We start from the raw sequence: 17,096 nt of genomic DNA, 5'->3' as shown, positions 1-17,096 counted from the left end.
TTCTACTTGGGGAACAGCTTTTTTTTAGTTATCACATACCCACGTTTTCACCCGCGATGGCCGCTTTTTTCGCTTTAGCCGCAGCCACCTGTGAGAGGAAATAAACGATGAGGAACAGCAGCAGGCACGCCGCCGACCAGCGGTACATGACAGAGTAGCTCGAATGTGTCGCGATGACGCCGAGGAGCATAGAGCCGACCGCGATCCCCAGATCGATGGAATTAAAGAAAAGTCCATTCGCCATGCCGCGTTGCTCAGGTGTGACGACCTTCACCATCCACGCCTGGATAGATGGCTGAATCATGCCATAGCCAAGGCCATAGAAGGCAGCAGAGACGAGAAGCAAGGACTCTGTCGTTGTCAGGGACAGGAGCAAGAGGCTGATCCCGACGAAAATCGCACCGGGAGGCAGGACGGCAATATGCCCTTTGCGATCATAAAGCTTGCCGGAAAACGGACGAATCAGCACCATCGCCAGTGCATTCGTAAGGAAAAACCAGCCGACATTCTCAATGTGGGCTTCTTTTCCATACAAGGCCAAAAAGCTGAGAATCCCGCCATACGTAATGGATAAACAAAAGTTCAGTCCAGCTGGAAGCAGCAGCTTTTTATCATAAAATCGACGAATGCCTGTGACCGTTTGTGTGTTCCCGGACGACACAGGAAGCTGATTGTAGGCACGGATAAAATGCATCAACGGAAAAATAATAGCAACTAACAATACGAGAACCATGAGCATCGATCCGAATCCAAACCCATTCAACACTCCAAGTCCAATCAACGGGCCGAGTGCCATAGCCAAGCTGGTCGATAAGCCGAAATAACCCATGCCTTCGCCGATTCTTTTGGCAGGAATCACATTGGAGACAATCGTCGGAAAGGTCGTGCTGCCCATCCCAAAGCCGATGCCGACCAGGATTCGCAACAGAAGAAAGAACACAATGCTTCCCGCCCAGTAATAGCCTGCGCTAAAAATCGCGACGAATCCAAGTGCTACGATTGCCAAGAGCTTACTGCTTTTCGTTTTCAAAGCTTCCCCAGTAAATACCCTTGCGATCACTGCTGCAAGTGAAAACAAGCTAATAACCAAGCTGACAACAAAATCATTGGCCTGATAAGCTTCCTTCACATAGGCAGGGAATGTTGGGGTTTGCATTTGAACGGTGAGAAACAACAACAAATTGCATACAGTTAACAGGACGAAATCTCTCGTCCACAGTCTCTCTCTACTCTCTCCCAATGCTGTCACTCCTAGTCTGTCGTTTTTCTATTGATGTTCTCGTTAATCTCCAGCAAGATTTCCCGTAAGAAGGCCAGCTTTTCAGGAGAGATCCCTTCCAATATGTCCGCAACGGCCTGAGCCTCTACAGGAATCGCCTGCTCCAGCCATTCCCGTCCTTTCGGGGAAAGGGTAATGATGTAAGCGCGGCGGTCTTGTTCGCTCAATGTCTTTTCGATAAAGCCTTTTTTGGCGAGTGTGTCTAAAATGCGTGTCATGGAAGGCTGATCCTTCGCAGAGCGCTGAGCCAGCTCTTTTTGATTGATACCCTCTTCCTCTCGTAGCCGATAAAGGACGGCAAACTGCTCCGTGGTCAAATCAAACTCCTTTAAAAAAAGGGAAACATAATGAATCATTCTCCGGTATGTATTTCCAATGAGAAATCCAACCGGTTCTTTTTGCCAATGATCGATCAGGGGAATAACCCTCTTTCGTTCAAAAATACTTGCAATGACAATTATATGTATAACAATTAATTTTGTAAATGGAAAAAACCGCCCTATGAAAAGGCGGTTGGTTGCTTCTCCTTTACTGACGATATCTCCCTCTCTTTCGCGAGGTGCGGAAGAAGTAATAGCCCATTACGCCGATGACGCCAATGATCGTGGCAACAACAAAGAAGTTATGGGACATCCATTCATACATCTGGGAGCCGACAAGCATATGCAGTGCCTCCTCTCCTTATGTGTACGTGGGGTAACGAGTGCTGCTGTTGTTATTTTCTTGGGAGCGAAATGAAATGATCTCTCTTGCCGCTTTTTCGAGAAGTTGATCCTCGGGAGTAAGCTTCGTGTTTTGCTGATTGTTGATGGAGTGTTTTTCCTGGTTCTTCGATAATTGTGGGCTTGTGGAATACTGTATGTTTGCCTTATTCGTTGTCGCTGGCGTGTTGCTCTCATCATCTTTGCTGGTGTTCGAGTCTTTGATGGGCGCAATATTCATGGAGCGGGTAAATTGGTTGACTGCCATCTGCACGCCTTTTTTCTTGAGCTGATCCATCATGCCTTGCACGCCATTCCCTTTTTTCGTATTGATGCCCATCGCTGCGTACATCGGACAAAAGCGAGTAGCTCCTTCTGCTACTTTCATAGCTGAAAAAGCCATGAGCAGCCATGGAGTTTTGGATGGGCGACGACTCATTTTTCCGATGCCGTACGCCAAGCCCAACAGACCGCCAGTTATACGAATCATGGCATCAGTTCTACCTACGTTTTTATGCATGAGAGTTGTCCTCCTGTCGCAATTACGTCTATTCCCTAGTGTGTAATAAAGGGCGACAAGACACCCGTGGGAATTGTTACTACCATTACCAAGCTTGCAGGGGAATGAATGATGGGCGGAGAAGCTGTAGTGGCGATGAACGATCGTTCATTTTGTAAAACATCGGGAGACCAGCGAGGAGAGAAAAAATGATGCGCGTACGAGCCATATCAGATCGTGATTACTTGAACATGATTCGCGTGAGCAGACGTCAGGCACCGGCAAGCCTCTGGATAAAAGGCGCAAGCGTTCTGAATGTGTACACAAAAGAATGGCAAGAGCATCACGTCGCAGTGGCAGGAGAACGTATTGCTTATGTAGGAGAAAAAGAGCCGTTGGTCGATGACCAGACTGTAATCATAGAGGCGGCTGGGCATTATCTCGTGCCGGGTTACATCGAGCCTCACGCGCATCCGTTTCAATGGTATAACCCTTATACGTTGGCTGACTTTGCTTTGCAAACGGGTACGACTGGTATGGTGTCGGACACGTTAATGCTCATGCAACTGCCTTTTTCGCAAACGGCAGCGATCATGGATTCTTTGGCAGCACATCCCGTGAAGCAATTTTTCTGGGGCAGACTCGATCCGCAGACAGGGAAAGCTCATCCGTCGTTCACGAAGGAAAATTTGGCGCGAATGCTGGAACATCCACGTGTGATCCAGGGCGGGGAGTTGACGAATTGGGGCGGTGTTTTACAAGAGGATGAGACGCTGCTTTTTGGTCTGAAGTATACGAGGGACTTGGGCAAAAGGATGGAAGGGCATCATCCGGGGGCGTCATACGAGACATTGAACATTGCCGCAGCAGCCGGCATAACAGCTTGTCATGAAGCTATCCATGCTGCTGATTTGCTCTCGCGCATCCGTTTAGGCATGTATGCGACACTGCGCCATTCCTCTATTCGCCCCGATCTACCTGAGCTGGTGAAGGGCTGGCTGGAGTTGGGGGTGCCGTGGTCTTCACGGATGATGCTGACATCGGATGGAAGCACGCCGCCGATGCATCGTGCCGGGTTCATGGATAGTACGCTCCGTGTTGCTATGGAAGCGGGAATGCCGCCAGAAGAAGCGTATGTCATGGCGACGCTGAACCCGGCTGTCTATTATGGGCTGGACGCGGAGATCGGAGGAATTGCGCCGGGCCGAATCGCCGATATGCTGCTGTTGACGGCAAAGGATCAACCGACTCCATCCATCGTGATTGCGAATGGACAACGGGTGGCAGAAAAAGGAACCCTGCTCGTTCCAACCGTTCAGCCACAATGGGAGGAAGCTTCGTTACGATTGGCAGATCCATTGAAAAAACAGGCACATTCTGATTGGTTCCGCCTGCGGCCAGATGCGGACGGCAAGACCCCTGTGCTACAAATGCTGAATGCCGTTATCACGCGGCTGTCGCTAGAGGACATGCCTGTTGATCAGGATGGATACGTATCCTTGCAGCATGATCCGCAGTTGGCATTGATCGCCATTATTGATGTAACTGGAGGCAACCGAACAATGGCAGTGCTTCACGGCTTCGGTGAGCATCTCGAAGGGCTAGCCAGCACTTATTCAGCTTCTGGCGATTGGATCGTAATCGGACGCGATCCCCAAGCGATGGCGCAAGCACTGGAGCGTATTCGGGAAATAAAAGGTGGAGTCGTCCTAATCGATGAAGGAAAAATCATTTGCGAATGCCCATTGCCTCTTGCTGGAAAATTCGCGTCCGCACCGATGGAGGAAGTGATCAGCATGGGTGAAAATTTGGTAAATCAGCTCCGTTCCAAAGGGCATGTCCATCTCGATCCGATTTATTCGCTTTTGTTTTTTACGGCTACCCATTTGCCATATGCACGTCTAACGGCAACAGGCATTGTCGACGTGAAGAGTGGGCAAATCGTCGTTCCGGCACTTCCTCTACCTTGAGGGAGTGTTTTTTTGCGGTCACACAAACGCCCGTGATCGTTTGTGAATCAATGATATATGTATATAAAATATATTTTACTTCTTGTAAATTATCAGATTTATTTTAAAATAAAAACAACCAAGCCTATCTATCTTTATCCCCGAGGAGTATCGTTTTTGAAAGTCGCAACCTGGCTAACGTGGTAGATGGATTGGGTAACAAGAACAAAGAATGATAGAAGGGGGATTCATTCTGAATGAAAAAGCGTTCTTATGTGGGGGTTTTATCTGCGGTATTGGCTACGAGTATGGCATTAACAGGTTGCGCAGGAAACAGCAATTCAAGCGGAGGAAGTAACGCAAGCGGCGGGCAAAGTCAGCCAGCTCCGGGCAACAGTGGTGGAGGAACAACCGAGGGTGGTCTCATCAAAATTGCCACACAATCTCCTCTGTCCGGGAGCAATTCTGCTATCGGAGATGCGATTAAGACAGGCGCTGGTTACGCTCTCGAAAAGCGCAAGGAAGAATTTAAAGCACTTGGATTTGATCTCCAGCTTTTCCCTCAGGATGATCAAGGCGACCCGAAAATTGGGGTATCGAATGCGGAGATGCTCATCTCTGATCCCGATGTGTACGGTGTAGTTGGGCACTATAACACAGGGGTTGCCATTCCATCGTCTGTGAAGTACGACGAAGGCAAGCTGGTCATGGTATCCCCGGCAAATACAGGGGTGAAGCTCACCGAGGAAGGCAAGAAAACCGTCCATCGAATCTGTGCTCGCGATGACGCACAAGGACCAAAGGCTGCTCTTTATGCGAAAAATACACTTGGTGTAAAAACGGCCTATATTATCCATGATAAGACAGCATACGGCCAAGGTCTGAGCGATCAAGTGAAGATGCAATTCGAAAAGGACGGGGTCCAAATCCTTGGCTTCGAGGGCATTACCCAGGGCGAAAAGGACTACAGCGCGGTACTTAACCAGGTAACGGTGAAAAACCCGGACATCATCTTTTTCGGGGGACTTTATCCAGAAGGTGGAATTTTGATCAAGCAAGCTCGTGAAAAAGGATTTAAGGGTTATTTTATGGGTGGCGATGGCTTGGATTCTTCTGATATGATAAAAATAGCCGGTAATGCTGTCGAAGGTGTAGTCTTTACGTCAGTAGCAGGGGACGTAACGCAAACCGAAGAGGGCAAAAAATGGGCTGAAGAGTACAAGAAAGCCACAAACAAGCCTCTGGAAACCTATTCCGTCTATGGTTTCGACTCCATGAACGTCATCCTCAATGGTGTCTTGGAAGCTGCCAAAGCGAACGGAGGCAAAAAACCAACCCGCGAGCAAGTCCTCGATGCAGTCCACAAAACCAAAGATTTTCAGGGTCAATTCACCAAGGTTACCTTTGATGAAAAAGGTGACAACACAAATGCAGACGTGTTCATTTACAAGTTTGACAAGGACAAATCCATTTTCGTAGGCAAGGCCGAGTAATCACACCACACAACGCGCACACACTCCCATGCCTCATACCAGGATAGGGGGCTGCACGCCAGTGTTGGCCCCTTTTCCACGAGAAAACACGTCCAGTCAACGAATTGAATGCAGAAAATTTGTACAAGTCTACAAGGGAAATGAGGGATGGGAAAGCATGATCAATATTTTGCCTCAGGTGTTGGTTGACGGATTGACACTTGGATTTATGTACGCAGTCGTGGCTTTAGGCTACACAATGGTTTACGGGATTTTGGAAATTATCAACTTTGCCCATGGAGACATTTTCATGGTCGGAGCCTTTATCGGTACAGAGGTATTATTGATCTCTGATGCGTTAGGGGCACTTGAAGGTATGAATCCATTTGTCGCACTTTTCATAACACTCATAATTGCCATGGTATTAACTGGTGCTTTGGGAGTAGGGATTGAGAGGATTGCCTATCGGCCATTGCGTGGAGCACCTCGTCTTGTGCCGTTGATTTCGGCGATTGGTGTATCGTTTTTGCTGCAAGACCTCGTACGTTTTACAGAAGCACTGGCTCGTAATGAGTTTTATCTAAACAGTCCCGCTCTTTTTACGGGCTCGATTCCATTAGGAAGTATCGCTACGATTCCAACAAAAGGTTTGATCGTAATTGTAATTGCGATCATCATGATGATTGCGTTGACGTTGTTTGTGAATAAAACAAAGTGGGGAATCGCCATGCGCGCCGTCGCACAGGACCAGAGTACGGCTTCGCTGATGACCATAAATGTAAACAAAGTAATCATGCTTACGTTTTTGATTGGCTCCAGCCTGGGTGGCGCGACAGGCGTTCTGTTTGCGCAAAACTACGGGACGATCGATCCATATATCGGTTTTATTCTCGGTCTAAAAGCATTTACAGCTGCCGTACTCGGCGGGATTGGGAACCTCCGTGGTGCGATGATCGGTGGCGTACTCCTCGGTCTTCTGGAATCCTTGTCCGGTGCCTTTATGGGGCCGTTGACCAACGGAGCCTTTGGTGCAGAGTACAAAGACGTGTTCGCGTTCAGTATTTTAATTCTCGTGCTTCTCTTCAAGCCAGAAGGACTGTTTGGCGAAGCTGTAAAAGAGAAAGTGTAGGTGAAATAAATGGCAAATCTCGCTTGGAAATCGTTCAAAGGTATTCCGCTCGTATTCACGTTGATCTGGATTGTAGGCTTTTCTGCCGCATTGTACCTGATGGATAAATCAGTGATCGCGTTTCTCGGCATTCTTTCATCCATTGTGCTTGTCTATTATACTAATACCACCAAGTCGATCAAAATGGCGATTGGCGCTATTGTTCTCCTCCTGATCATTCCATTGGTAGCCGGCGAAAACCGTTACTACATGGAGGTAGCCTCACAGGTAGGCATTTACGTAGCGATGGCTTTGGGCTTGAATATCGTAGTAGGCTTTGCTGGTTTGCTTGACTTGGGTTACGTCGCGTTTTTTGCTGCTGGGGCGTATGCGTACGCGATTTTCTCGACCTCGCAAGCGAATGAGTTTATTGCAGGGAATCTGTTCCCGCTCTCCGGTGAGTGGTTTTGGCCATTTCTCATAGTCGGCTTGATTGTGGCTGCTGTTTTCGGAATATTGCTAGGATTGCCAGTTCTCAGAGTAAAAGGCGATTACCTCGCGATCGTGACCTTGGGCTTCGGTGAAATCATTCGCATTGTCTTCAACAACCTGGACAAGCCCATCAACATCACCAACGGTCCGCAGGGAATCACGCCGATTCCGTCTCCTGAGCTGTTTGGGATCAAAATGGGGACGCCGTTTTACTTTTACTTCATCGTATTGTTTGTGATTGCCTTTATCGTATTGGCGAATATACGCTTTGAGCATTCCCGTTTGGGACGTGCATGGATTGCGGTACGTGAGGATGAGCTGGCTGCCCAGTCCATGGGGATTTCCTTGCTGAATACCAAGCTGGCTGCATTTGCATTGGGTGCTTCCTTCGCAGGTGTCGTGGGGGTTATCTTTGCGGCCAAGCAGACGTTTATCGATCCGACCTCCTTTACGCTGATGGAATCGATCGGAATATTGGTCATGGTTATTCTGGGTGGTAGCGGCAGCATTCCAGGCGTTGTGCTTGGAGCCGCATTTGTGACAATCTTGCAGGTACAGCTGTTAAAAGAATTCTCCAACTTCCTGCACAGTCTGCAAAATTCGGGGATCATCAGTTTGCCGAACCAGCTGGACCCATCCAAGTTCCAGCGCCTCATTTTCGGAATCATGCTCATTCTCGTCGCCTTGTATCGCCCTAACGGATTGATTCCGGCCAAACGGAAGAAAAACGATCTCGATGCAATCAAAAAGAGCGAGTTTGGCAAAGAAAAGCTGGGGATTCTCGGCAGACTGTCCCAATTGACTTCTGGAAAACAGTCATAGCGGACGAGGAGGGAAATGAGCATGGCATTGTTAGAGGCAAAAAATTTGACGAAGCGCTTTGGTGGCTTGGTAGCCAATCAAGACGTCTCGATTGACATCGAAAAAGGAAGCATTACGGCGGTAATCGGGCCGAATGGAGCCGGAAAAACGACTTTTTTCAATATGATTACCGGATTTTACGAGCCAGACGAGGGAGAAATTCTGCTGAATGGCAAAAGCATCAAGAAGCTTCGTCCCGATCAGATCGCGAGTCGCGGTATCACCCGTACCTTTCAAAACATTCGTCTGTTCAAGGAAATGACGGCTTTGGAAAATGTCATGGTGGGTGTGCATAGCCGCTTATCGGCTGGAATTCTTGGAATCTTGTTCAACTCCAAACGTGTACGCCAAGAGGAAGAGCGGACGCGCGTGGAGGCTTATCAGCTCATGGAGTATGTCGGGATCGCGCATATTGCCAATGAAGCGGCAGGGAGTCTGCCTTACGGGTTGCAACGACGCTTGGAAATCGCCCGGGCGATGGCGACCAATCCGCAAATTATTTTGCTCGATGAGCCAGCGGCAGGGATGAACCCTCGCGAAACGGTTGAGATGACGGATTTTATTCGTCGGCTGAAAAAAGAGCTCGATTTGACGATTATCTTGATTGAGCATGACATGAAGCTGGTCATGGGACTTAGCGAATACATTCACGTGCTGGATTACGGGAGAAAAATTGCAGAAGGAACACCTGAACAAATCCGCAACAACCCTAACGTCATTGAGGCCTATCTCGGAAAAAGTGCGTCGGACGTGTCGTAGAAGGAGGAAAATCGATGGCATTGCTAGAGCTGACTAACGTTCATACGTATTACGGCGGCATCCACGCATTAAAAGGATTGAGCATAACGGTAAACGAAGGCGAAGTGGTGACGCTGATCGGTTCCAACGGGGCAGGTAAATCGACCACGCTGAAAACGATATGTGCGCAGACCCGTGCCAAAGAAGGAAAAGTCATCTTCAATGGCAAAGACATTACGCAGATGCGTACACATGATATTGCTTTAGCAGGAATCGCCCACGTTCCGGAAGGCCGCCGTATTTTTCCCAAGCTGACCGTACGCGAGAATTTGGAGATGGGTGCCTTCAGTGTATCCGATAAAAAGGTGATAGAAGAAGGAATCGAGCGCGCCTTTGCTTACTTTCCACGCCTGAAGGAACGGGTCAATCAAAAAGGCGGCACGATGTCCGGTGGAGAGCAGCAAATGCTGGCGATTGCTCGTGGACTCATGATGAAGCCAAAAATTCTCATGCTCGATGAACCGTCGATGGGATTGGCACCGATTCTGGTGGAGCAGATTTTTGACATCGTTACGGAGCTGAACAAGGAAGGCATGACGATTCTCTTGGTCGAGCAAAATGCGAATCAGGCGCTGTCTGTCGCCCATCGCGGTTATGTGATTCAGACAGGCGAAATTATTTTGCAAGACGATGCCCAGACATTATTGATGAATCCGCAGGTAAGAGAGGCGTATTTGGCGTAATAGTGGTGTAATAGAAACGTGAGTACCGATGGGGATTTTTGCTCCCGTCGGTTTTTCATTTATTCAGCGAGGAGGATGTGGCTTGCTAGATATTAGTCCCCGCTTTGTAGAAGGGAGCGAGCCTCTCTATCTACAGCTTTATCGCTATTTTTGTACAGAAATCCAAGGGAGGCGCTTGATCTCCGGGACGCGTCTGCCTTCTGTTCGGGCCTTGAGCGGATTTTTGCAAGTGAGTAAAACGACTGTCGAGAGTGCCTATCACCAGCTCATGGCAGAAGGCTACATCGAGAGTCGGGAGCGTAGCGGATTTTATGTGGTCGATATGGACTGGGATGGGCCAGTGCCTGTGCCTACAGGGAAAGGGCAGCAACCAGCTAAAACGGCTTACGTCCAAATAACTCCATCTACACCCTCAGCAGTTCCGATCCAATATGATTTTCACCAAGCGCGCGTAGATGCCGAGCATTTTCCTTTTGACCGTTGGCGCAAGTACACCAACCAATGCATGCAGGAAGAGAACAAGCACGTGCTCTACTACGGCGACCGACAAGGAGAGCCGCAGCTGCGGGAGGAGCTCGCACGCTATCTCGGACGAGCTCGGGGTGTGCAAGCTACGCCGGAACAAATTGTGATCGGTGCGGGGACGCAGGTGATCATCAGCTTATTGGGGTTCCTATTCGGGACACGGGGACAGGCTGTAGCGATGGAGGAGCCGGGCTATCACGGTGTTCGTACCGTGTTTTCCCATTTGGGCTATGATGTGCGCCCGATCAGACTGACAGAGGATGGGATTGATGTGGAAGCGCTCAGTGAGAGTGGAGCGCGGCTGGTTTATATCACCCCCTCTCATCAGGACCCTTCCGGAATAGTCATGCCGTATGCCAAACGGCTAAAGCTGCTCCACTGGGCGAATCAGACGGGAAGCTACATCATCGAGGACGACTACGATGGGGAGTTTCGCTATCATGGCAAGCCAATTCCTTCCCTTCAGGGGCTAGATACGCAAGGACGCGTTATCTATTTGGGGACGTTTTCCAAGGCGTTGCTGCCGTCGATTCGGATGAGCTATATGGTTTTGCCGCAAGCGTTATTGGCGGTGTTTCAGGAGAAATTGGCGGATTTTGACCAGTCGGCATCGCGTATTCATCAGGAGACGCTGGCCCTGTTCATGAAAAATGGCGATTGGGAGCGGCATATTCGCAAGATGCGGACGCTTTACCGCAAAAAGCATGGGGTGCTGCTGCAGTGCTTGCAGGAACAGCTGGGGGCGTACATCCGGATCAAGGGTCAGGATGCCGGACTGTCTGTGACGGTAGAAGTGAAAAGTGAGAGTACTCCGCAACAGTTGACCCAATTTGCGGCTGCATCAGGTGTACGTGTCTATCCAACCGCACATAAATGGATTCATCCACAGGAAAATGGACTGCCGGCTTTCCAGTTCGGCTTCGGGGGGCAGACCATCGAGGAGATTGAGGATGGCATTCTTCTGTTGAAACGTGCATGGGAGCCTTATTTACAAATAGAAGGGGAAAATAAAAACCCAATCCAGGGGATCGGGTGAAGGAACGCTGAGAAAAAATGAAAAGCAGCATCCCAAAAAGGGAGTGCTGCTAATAATTAAGGGACGTACTGTTCTGTAACTTTTGTGATGATGCCATTCTTTACTTCAACGTGGAATGGTATCTGATAAGGAATTCCCTTGGATAGTACAAACTTTTTAAAAGTCTCGGTGTTTACTGCTTCATTCCAATGGAAATTCCCATCTTTTTGTGTAGAGTTGGTTTGAAGAGTAAAGGAAGCCTTTGGAGAAACTTCAAACGTTCTAATTTTAGGACTGCTATTACGAATGTAATATGGCATCGGATAGTCTTCTTTTTCCGATGGATGATCTTGACGATAAGCTTTTACTGCTGCCTCACCGAAAAACCATTGAACATAGTCAAGTGAGACGAGGAGCTTTCCATTTTTCACTTGTAACGTTTTCACATATGCCATTGATTTTTCAAGAGTATTTCCTTGTTTATCCTTGCTGCTTGTTGGAACAATTACTTGGGGAGGAACAGGGGCAACCGTTCCTTGCTGTGAAGCTGCATGAGCGTCAGTAACAAACAATGAACAGAATAACAAAGAAGAAAGCAGCAAATATGTTTTTCTCATAGGGTGTTATTTCCTTTCTGTACACGAAATACTATTCACAAGTAGTAGACGAAAAAATAACAAAACCGTTTCGCCTCAAGAAGAAAAATTTAACATAACTATATCGAGTGAAAAGTAAGTGAACGGATTGAGCTGTTATCATAGGCAAAACAAGTGAGTTAGCATGAAGAGTAGCCTCCTGTCATCAGAGCAGACTGATGAACAGGAGGTTTTTTCATGGCATCTTAAACGGATTTTAAGACATTCGATACCCTAATTGAGCTGACATCGCACGTACTGTCGCTAGCGTTTCTTGTAAAATCTCTTCTTGTTTCGGCATCACGCGGTCGGAGGGACCGATGACACTGACAGATGCAGTTACGTGCCCAGTTGAATCAAAAATCGGGGCAGCGATTCCGGTCACGCCTGTATTGCGTCGATTCGAGCTGATTTCATAACCTCGCCGGCGGATCGTCACCAAGTCCTCTTTAATTTGCTCAACAGACGTGTACGAATGAGGTGTGTAGCTTTTCAGTGGATGTTCCTGCAAAATCTCATCCTGAAACTCCTCTGGCTGATAGGCAAGCAAAACCCTTGCAGCGGAGGTTGAGTAAAGAGGAAAACGCCGGAAGGATTCTACGGTAAAGCGAACAGGATGAAGCGAATCCTCTTTGGCTACATAGATCGCGTCCTTTGAATCTTGTACACATAAGACCGCCAATTCGTTTGTCCGTGAGACAAGCTGGTCTAAGAACGGTTTGGAAAAATCAACGATATCGTGATTCGTGAGCACCTTAGTGCCCAGCTCCAAAAGCGTGTAGCCAAGCGTATACTGCTTGGTTTTTTCATTTTGGCGGATAAAGCCTTCAGACTCCAGCGTGGACAGGAGCTTGTGAACGGCTCCCTTGGACAGCTGGAGTTTTTTGCTGAGCTCCGTTACCCCAAGTTCTTTTGGCGAATCGAGAAATATTTTTAACAGCCGACAGCCATTTCGAACAGAAGACAATACTTGGTCCATACAAAGGTCTCCTTTAACGTACAGTTGCTCTTCTATCAAAGAAGAGTCTCGATTGAAGTAATTTTACCATTAGAAAGAATGCTGACAAGCCTGTAATTGGTGCAATGGTTCTTCTAGTACGACTACCTTGAATAGTCAGTATCTTTATGCTAGTATAGCATTATCGTTCTCGAATAGGAAACGTTGTTCTCTATTCGTGAACAATATAGACAATCGGGGGTCGAACTTACATGAAGAAAAAGGCATTATCCGTCTTGTCCATTTTTGCTTTGACTGGTTCCTTGCTGGCTGGATGTGGCTCCTCCACGCCGCAAACATCTACTCCTGCACCGGCTGCTGGCAACAATAGCGGCACCGAAGCACAAGCTCAGCTGGAAGACACACTGGTAGTAGCAGGAAACGGCGCGACCGTTGAAAAGATGATGAAGGATGAAGTCTTCAAGAAGTTTAACGAGAAGTATCCGAATGTAAAGCTGACCTATGTTTCTGGTGTTTCCACGGAGATTGTAGCGAAGGTTAAGGCACAGAAAAATGCACCGCAAATCGACCTGACAATCGTTGAAGGCGGCGAACAAGAGAAGGGACGTCAAGAAGGCTTGTGGGAAACTGTATCCGCAACAGATATCCCGAACATGAAAAACGTGCCAGAAGATTTGCGTGTGACGGAGGATAGCGGTGTAGTAGTAAACTTCACGCCGATGGGGATTTCCTATAATGCGGATCTGGTAAAAGAAAAAGGCTTGCCTGTACCGAAGTCCTGGAATGACCTGGCGAAGCCTGAAGTGAAAGGCTACATCACGATGACAGACGTAGCGAGCAACTTTGGACGCTCAACGATGATCATGCTGGCGTACGCAAATGGCGGGTCTGAGAAAGACATCGAACAAGGCTTTAAGAAAATGGAAACGATTGCAGGATACATGCCGACCTTTGCGAAGAGTGCTGCACAGCTTCAGCAAAATCTGCAAAACAAAAGCGCAGCGTACACCACTTGGACAATGGCGCGTAGCTTGACACAAAAAGAAGCAGGCGTACCATTGGAGTTCGTTTTCCCTGAAGAGGGCGGAAACATCGTACCGAACGTAGCTACGCTGGTAAAAGGTTCGAAGAGTCCAAAAGCGGCAAAAGCATTCGTCGATTTCCTTTTGACAGATGAAATTCAAACGATGTACGCAACGAAGCTGTACTACAATCCGGCAACCTCTGTGAAGCTGCCAGACGATGTAGCGAAAACATTGGAATTCGATCGTACAAAGGTTGTCAACTTCGACTATAGCGTAGTGAGCAAGGAAACATCTGCTTGGCTGGATCGCTTTAACAAAGAAATCGCACCTAAAACAGGAAAGTAGGTATTTACGTGACCAAGGTGATTGATGTTGAACTGCGCGGCATCATGAAAAAATTTCAAAGCAATGTCGTGGTTCAAAACTTCAACCTGCAGGTGGAGCAAGGCGAATTCATCTCGTTTCTCGGCCCATCTGGTTGCGGTAAGACCACGACCTTGAATATGATTGCCGGTTTTTTGGACCCGGATGGCGGAGACCTTTTGATCAAAGGGCAACGAATGAATGGCGTGCCTCCGTACAAACGGGAGCTGGGCATGGTGTTTCAGACGTACTCGTTGTTTCCCCATATGACTGTGGCGGAAAACATCGCCTACGGCTTGAAATTACGCAAAGTGAACAAGCAAGAAATGCAAGAGCGTGTGAATCGTGTACTCGGGCTGGTCAAGCTGCCAAACGTAGCAGATCGCTATCCGAAACAACTTTCCGGCGGACAACGCCAGCGGATTGCGATTGCACGGGCGCTTGTTATTGAGCCGTCGCTCCTGCTGTTGGATGAGCCGCTTAGTAACTTGGATGCCAAACTTCGGGAAGAGCTTCGCGATGAGTTAAAGCGCTTACATCACGAAATCGGCGTTACGACTATTTTCGTTACCCATGACCAAGAAGAGGCGCTAGCGCTTTCTGATCGCATCGTGGTCATGAATCACGGATTCGTGGAGCAAATCGGTACACCGCTGGAGATTTACAATCAGCCCGCTTCTGAATTCGTACATACCTTCATCGGTAAGACGAACCGTTTGGAAGGGGAAGTCATCGGAATGGACGGGGATGTACTCACGCTGCGGACGACTGGTGGAATGCTCGTGAAGGCGGCAAAGCAAGAGCGAACCGTGGCACTCCATGAAAAAGTGATCATTTTTATCCGACCAGAGAAAATCAAGCTGACCGATACAGCAGTCAGTGAGGAAGCGAATCGGGTAAAAGGACATTTGCAGCTTGCCTCCTTCCTGGGCTCGTACACAGAATGTGAGGTCAAGGTCGGGGAGCATACGCTCTCGGCAAAAGTCCAAATGACCGATAGTTCGGTGGACCGCCAAGAAGGTCAAACGGTTTACTGTCAATGGAACGCGGACGACGTATTGGTCATGCCCGCAGGAAGGGGATGACGGATGAGCAAGCGTCTCTCGGTTACATTGTTGACAGCACCTGCGATGATTTTGCTGCTTGGCGTATTCATCCTCCCGATGCTGATGATGCTTTTGCTCAGCTTTCAGGATGAGAATCAGGCGTTCTCTTTGCACAATTATTCATTATTTATACAAGATCCGTACTACTTGGAGATTCTTTGGCGGACGATTCGCGTGAGTCTCTGGACGGTACTGGTAAGCCTCTTGCTCGGATTTCCTGTAGCGATGTACATGGCGCAGGCTACAGGGAAAATGCGTGGAATCGTCACGATGCTGATCTTGGCCCCTCACCTCATCAGTGTTGTTATTCGTAACTTCGGTTGGGTAGTGGTTTTGGGGGAAAAAGGGTGGATCAATGAGACGTTGATCAGTCTGGGGCTGATCGATCAACCGTTGCGACTTTTGTACAATGAGCTGGGTATTGTGATCGGTCTGACGGACTCCTTCGTTGCCTACATGGTTCTGGCGATTGCAACCAGCTTGTATGCCATCGATCCGTCCCTGAATAAGGCGGCATCGATTTTGGGGGCTTCCCGCGTACGTACGTTTTTCAGTGTGACATTGCCCTTGTGTTTGCCGGGGATTATTGCAGGTACGACACTGGTGTTCAGCTTGTCGATGAGTGCCTTTGTGACACCAGCTTTAATGGGCGGCACTTCCGTGAAGGTCTTGCCTGTCATTGCCTATGAGCAAATCATGGCGACATTGAACTGGCCTTTGGGCGCGGCACTTGCCTTCCTGCTCCTGGGTAGCACGATTCTATTGGTGACTTTGTATACGAAGCTGATTGAAACCAAGCGGTATAAAGAGGTGTTTGCGTCATGAAAAAAATAAACGTACTCGGACTCATCACGTTCTTTGTGCTTGTTTTGGTCAATCTGCCGTTTCTGGTCATTATCCCGAGCTCCTTTACGGCAGCCGGATACCTCGCTTTTCCGCCCGAAGGATTTTCGTGGCAGTGGTATGAGATGATTTTGGATCGGCCGGAGTTCATCGATTCGCTGTGGATCAGTCTAAAGCTAGCTACGGTAACGGCGATTTTGGCGACTTTCTTAGGGACATTGGCTGCATTTGCGCTGTCCAAATACAAGTTTCGTGGGAGCGGCATCATCAACGCACTAATGCTTTCACCGCTTACCGTTCCTTCGCTCATTATTGGGATTTCCGCGCTGTTATTTTTCACGCGAATTGGTATCGCGGGGACGTTTACAGGACTTTTGCTGGCGCACATGCTGATCTCGATTCCGTATGTCGTTAGGCTGGTGCTCACAGGGCTCAGCTCGTTCGATTATACGCTGGAAAAAGCAGGATACATGCTGGGGGCCCATCCGTTTCGGGTGTTCTGGGATATTACGTTGCCACTGTTGCGTCCGGCCATCGTGTCGGGGATGATCTTTTCGTTCTTGACGTCGTTTGACAATGTGACGGTTTCCTTATTCTTGGTGGCACCGGATACGACGACGCTGCCACTCGCGATTTTCACCTATATGCAGGAGACACTTGACCCGTTGGTGGCTTCGATATCCTCCGTGGTCATCCTGCTGAGTCTGGTGTTCATCGTCTTGTTGGAAAAAGTGTACGGACTAGAGCGCCTGTTCGGACTCAATTCACAATCTCATTAAGGAAG

The 17,096-nt window shown here is 48.5% G+C and carries 17 protein-coding genes; 11 read left to right on the top strand and 6 right to left on the bottom strand.

What is annotated here, in order from left to right:
* Nucleotides 1-31: 31 nt before the first annotated feature.
* The 4 genes from HP401_RS31510 to HP401_RS31495 form a co-directional block, all read right to left on the bottom strand.
* The gene (locus HP401_RS31510) at nt 32-1,240 is read right to left on the bottom strand and encodes an MFS transporter (protein ID WP_173606282.1); all 1,209 of its coding nucleotides are present in this window, start codon (nt 1,238-1,240) and stop codon (nt 32-34) included.
* Between the two features lie 11 nt (nt 1,241-1,251).
* Complete coding sequence (locus HP401_RS31505) at nt 1,252-1,635, bottom strand: MarR family winged helix-turn-helix transcriptional regulator (protein ID WP_012684352.1); 384 nt, start codon at nt 1,633-1,635, stop codon at nt 1,252-1,254.
* Nucleotides 1,636-1,807: 172 nt separating this feature from the next.
* On the bottom strand, nt 1,808-1,942 hold the full coding sequence (locus HP401_RS31500; protein WP_256435380.1) for an EYxxD motif small membrane protein: 135 nt from the start codon (nt 1,940-1,942) through the stop codon (nt 1,808-1,810).
* A gap of 18 nt (nt 1,943-1,960) precedes the next feature.
* A complete protein-coding gene (locus HP401_RS31495; protein ID WP_173606281.1) occupies nt 1,961-2,500 on the bottom strand; it encodes a YgaP family membrane protein in 540 nt (179 codons plus the stop codon).
* Nucleotides 2,501-2,691: 191 nt separating this feature from the next.
* On the opposite strand from HP401_RS31495, the gene HP401_RS31490 reads away from it, so the two are divergent.
* The 7 genes from HP401_RS31490 (at nt 2,692) to pdxR (ending at nt 11,403) form a co-directional block, all read left to right on the top strand.
* Nucleotides 2,692-4,449 (top strand): adenine deaminase C-terminal domain-containing protein, encoded by a 1,758-nt coding sequence (locus HP401_RS31490; protein ID WP_173606285.1) that lies wholly within the window; start codon nt 2,692-2,694, stop codon nt 4,447-4,449.
* Between the two features lie 236 nt (nt 4,450-4,685).
* Nucleotides 4,686-5,921: a branched-chain amino acid ABC transporter substrate-binding protein gene (locus HP401_RS31485; RefSeq protein ID WP_173606280.1), complete on the top strand. Its 1,236-nt coding sequence runs from the start codon at nt 4,686-4,688 to the stop codon at nt 5,919-5,921.
* A gap of 61 nt (nt 5,922-5,982) precedes the next feature.
* Complete coding sequence (locus HP401_RS31480; protein ID WP_173606279.1) at nt 5,983-7,029, top strand: branched-chain amino acid ABC transporter permease; 1,047 nt, start codon at nt 5,983-5,985, stop codon at nt 7,027-7,029.
* A 9-nt stretch (nt 7,030-7,038) separates the two neighbouring features.
* Nucleotides 7,039-8,322, top strand: coding sequence for a branched-chain amino acid ABC transporter permease (locus HP401_RS31475; RefSeq protein WP_064201865.1), 1,284 nt, complete (start codon nt 7,039-7,041; stop codon nt 8,320-8,322).
* A gap of 21 nt (nt 8,323-8,343) precedes the next feature.
* Entirely contained in the window at nt 8,344-9,120 is a 777-nt protein-coding gene (locus tag HP401_RS31470) for an ABC transporter ATP-binding protein (RefSeq protein ID WP_007717354.1), read from the top strand.
* Nucleotides 9,121-9,134: 14 nt separating this feature from the next.
* On the top strand, nt 9,135-9,842 hold the full coding sequence (locus HP401_RS31465) for an ABC transporter ATP-binding protein (protein WP_016741241.1): 708 nt from the start codon (nt 9,135-9,137) through the stop codon (nt 9,840-9,842).
* 82 nt (nt 9,843-9,924) lie between these two features.
* Nucleotides 9,925-11,403, top strand: a complete 1,479-nt coding sequence (gene pdxR, locus HP401_RS31460) for a MocR-like pyridoxine biosynthesis transcription factor PdxR (protein ID WP_173606278.1) — start codon at nt 9,925-9,927, stop codon at nt 11,401-11,403.
* A 56-nt stretch (nt 11,404-11,459) separates the two neighbouring features.
* On the opposite strand, the gene HP401_RS31455 is transcribed toward pdxR, so the two are convergent.
* Nucleotides 11,460-11,999, bottom strand: a complete 540-nt coding sequence (locus HP401_RS31455) for a hypothetical protein (protein WP_173606277.1) — start codon at nt 11,997-11,999, stop codon at nt 11,460-11,462.
* Between the two features lie 235 nt (nt 12,000-12,234).
* Nucleotides 12,235-12,996: an IclR family transcriptional regulator gene (locus tag HP401_RS31450; RefSeq protein WP_012684365.1), complete on the bottom strand. Its 762-nt coding sequence runs from the start codon at nt 12,994-12,996 to the stop codon at nt 12,235-12,237.
* A gap of 230 nt (nt 12,997-13,226) precedes the next feature.
* Here HP401_RS31450 and HP401_RS31445 point away from each other — a divergent pair, with 230 nt between their 5' ends.
* From HP401_RS31445 to HP401_RS31430, 4 genes are read left to right on the top strand one after another with little or no spacing between them, the layout of a single operon-like run.
* Entirely contained in the window at nt 13,227-14,345 is a 1,119-nt protein-coding gene (locus HP401_RS31445) for an ABC transporter substrate-binding protein (protein WP_173606276.1), read from the top strand.
* A gap of 8 nt (nt 14,346-14,353) precedes the next feature.
* Nucleotides 14,354-15,448 (top strand): ABC transporter ATP-binding protein, encoded by a 1,095-nt coding sequence (locus HP401_RS31440; protein ID WP_173606275.1) that lies wholly within the window; start codon nt 14,354-14,356, stop codon nt 15,446-15,448.
* Between the two features lie 3 nt (nt 15,449-15,451).
* The gene (locus HP401_RS31435; protein ID WP_012684368.1) at nt 15,452-16,294 is read left to right on the top strand and encodes an ABC transporter permease; all 843 of its coding nucleotides are present in this window, start codon (nt 15,452-15,454) and stop codon (nt 16,292-16,294) included.
* Entirely contained in the window at nt 16,291-17,091 is an 801-nt protein-coding gene (locus HP401_RS31430) for an ABC transporter permease (RefSeq protein WP_012684369.1), read from the top strand. The genes HP401_RS31435 and HP401_RS31430 overlap by 4 nt, the downstream gene beginning before the upstream one ends.
* The last annotated feature ends 5 nt before the right edge of the window (nt 17,092-17,096 follow it).

Source organism: Brevibacillus sp. HB2.2 (assembly GCF_013284275.1).
GTDB lineage: Bacteria > Bacillota > Bacilli > Brevibacillales > Brevibacillaceae > Brevibacillus > Brevibacillus brevis_D.
Note: the sequence above shows the minus strand (reverse complement) of the source record. Positions and strands in the feature narration are given on the sequence as shown.

Coding starts and splice junctions, on each gene's coding strand:
- HP401_RS31505 (WP_012684352.1), bottom strand. CDS start 1,635: ATGATTCATTATGTTTCCCTTTTTTTAAAGGAGTTTGATTTGACCACG.
- HP401_RS31500 (WP_256435380.1), bottom strand. CDS start 1,942: ATGCTTGTCGGCTCCCAGATGTATGAATGGATGTCCCATAACTTCTTT.
- HP401_RS31495 (WP_173606281.1), bottom strand. CDS start 2,500: ATGCATAAAAACGTAGGTAGAACTGATGCCATGATTCGTATAACTGGC.
- HP401_RS31490 (WP_173606285.1), top strand. CDS start 2,692: ATGCGCGTACGAGCCATATCAGATCGTGATTACTTGAACATGATTCGC.
- HP401_RS31485 (WP_173606280.1), top strand. CDS start 4,686: ATGAAAAAGCGTTCTTATGTGGGGGTTTTATCTGCGGTATTGGCTACG.
- HP401_RS31475 (WP_064201865.1), top strand. CDS start 7,039: ATGGCAAATCTCGCTTGGAAATCGTTCAAAGGTATTCCGCTCGTATTC.
- HP401_RS31470 (WP_007717354.1), top strand. CDS start 8,344: ATGGCATTGTTAGAGGCAAAAAATTTGACGAAGCGCTTTGGTGGCTTG.
- HP401_RS31465 (WP_016741241.1), top strand. CDS start 9,135: ATGGCATTGCTAGAGCTGACTAACGTTCATACGTATTACGGCGGCATC.
- HP401_RS31455 (WP_173606277.1), bottom strand. CDS start 11,999: ATGAGAAAAACATATTTGCTGCTTTCTTCTTTGTTATTCTGTTCATTG.
- HP401_RS31450 (WP_012684365.1), bottom strand. CDS start 12,996: ATGGACCAAGTATTGTCTTCTGTTCGAAATGGCTGTCGGCTGTTAAAA.
- HP401_RS31445 (WP_173606276.1), top strand. CDS start 13,227: ATGAAGAAAAAGGCATTATCCGTCTTGTCCATTTTTGCTTTGACTGGT.
- HP401_RS31435 (WP_012684368.1), top strand. CDS start 15,452: ATGAGCAAGCGTCTCTCGGTTACATTGTTGACAGCACCTGCGATGATT.
- HP401_RS31430 (WP_012684369.1), top strand. CDS start 16,291: ATGAAAAAAATAAACGTACTCGGACTCATCACGTTCTTTGTGCTTGTT.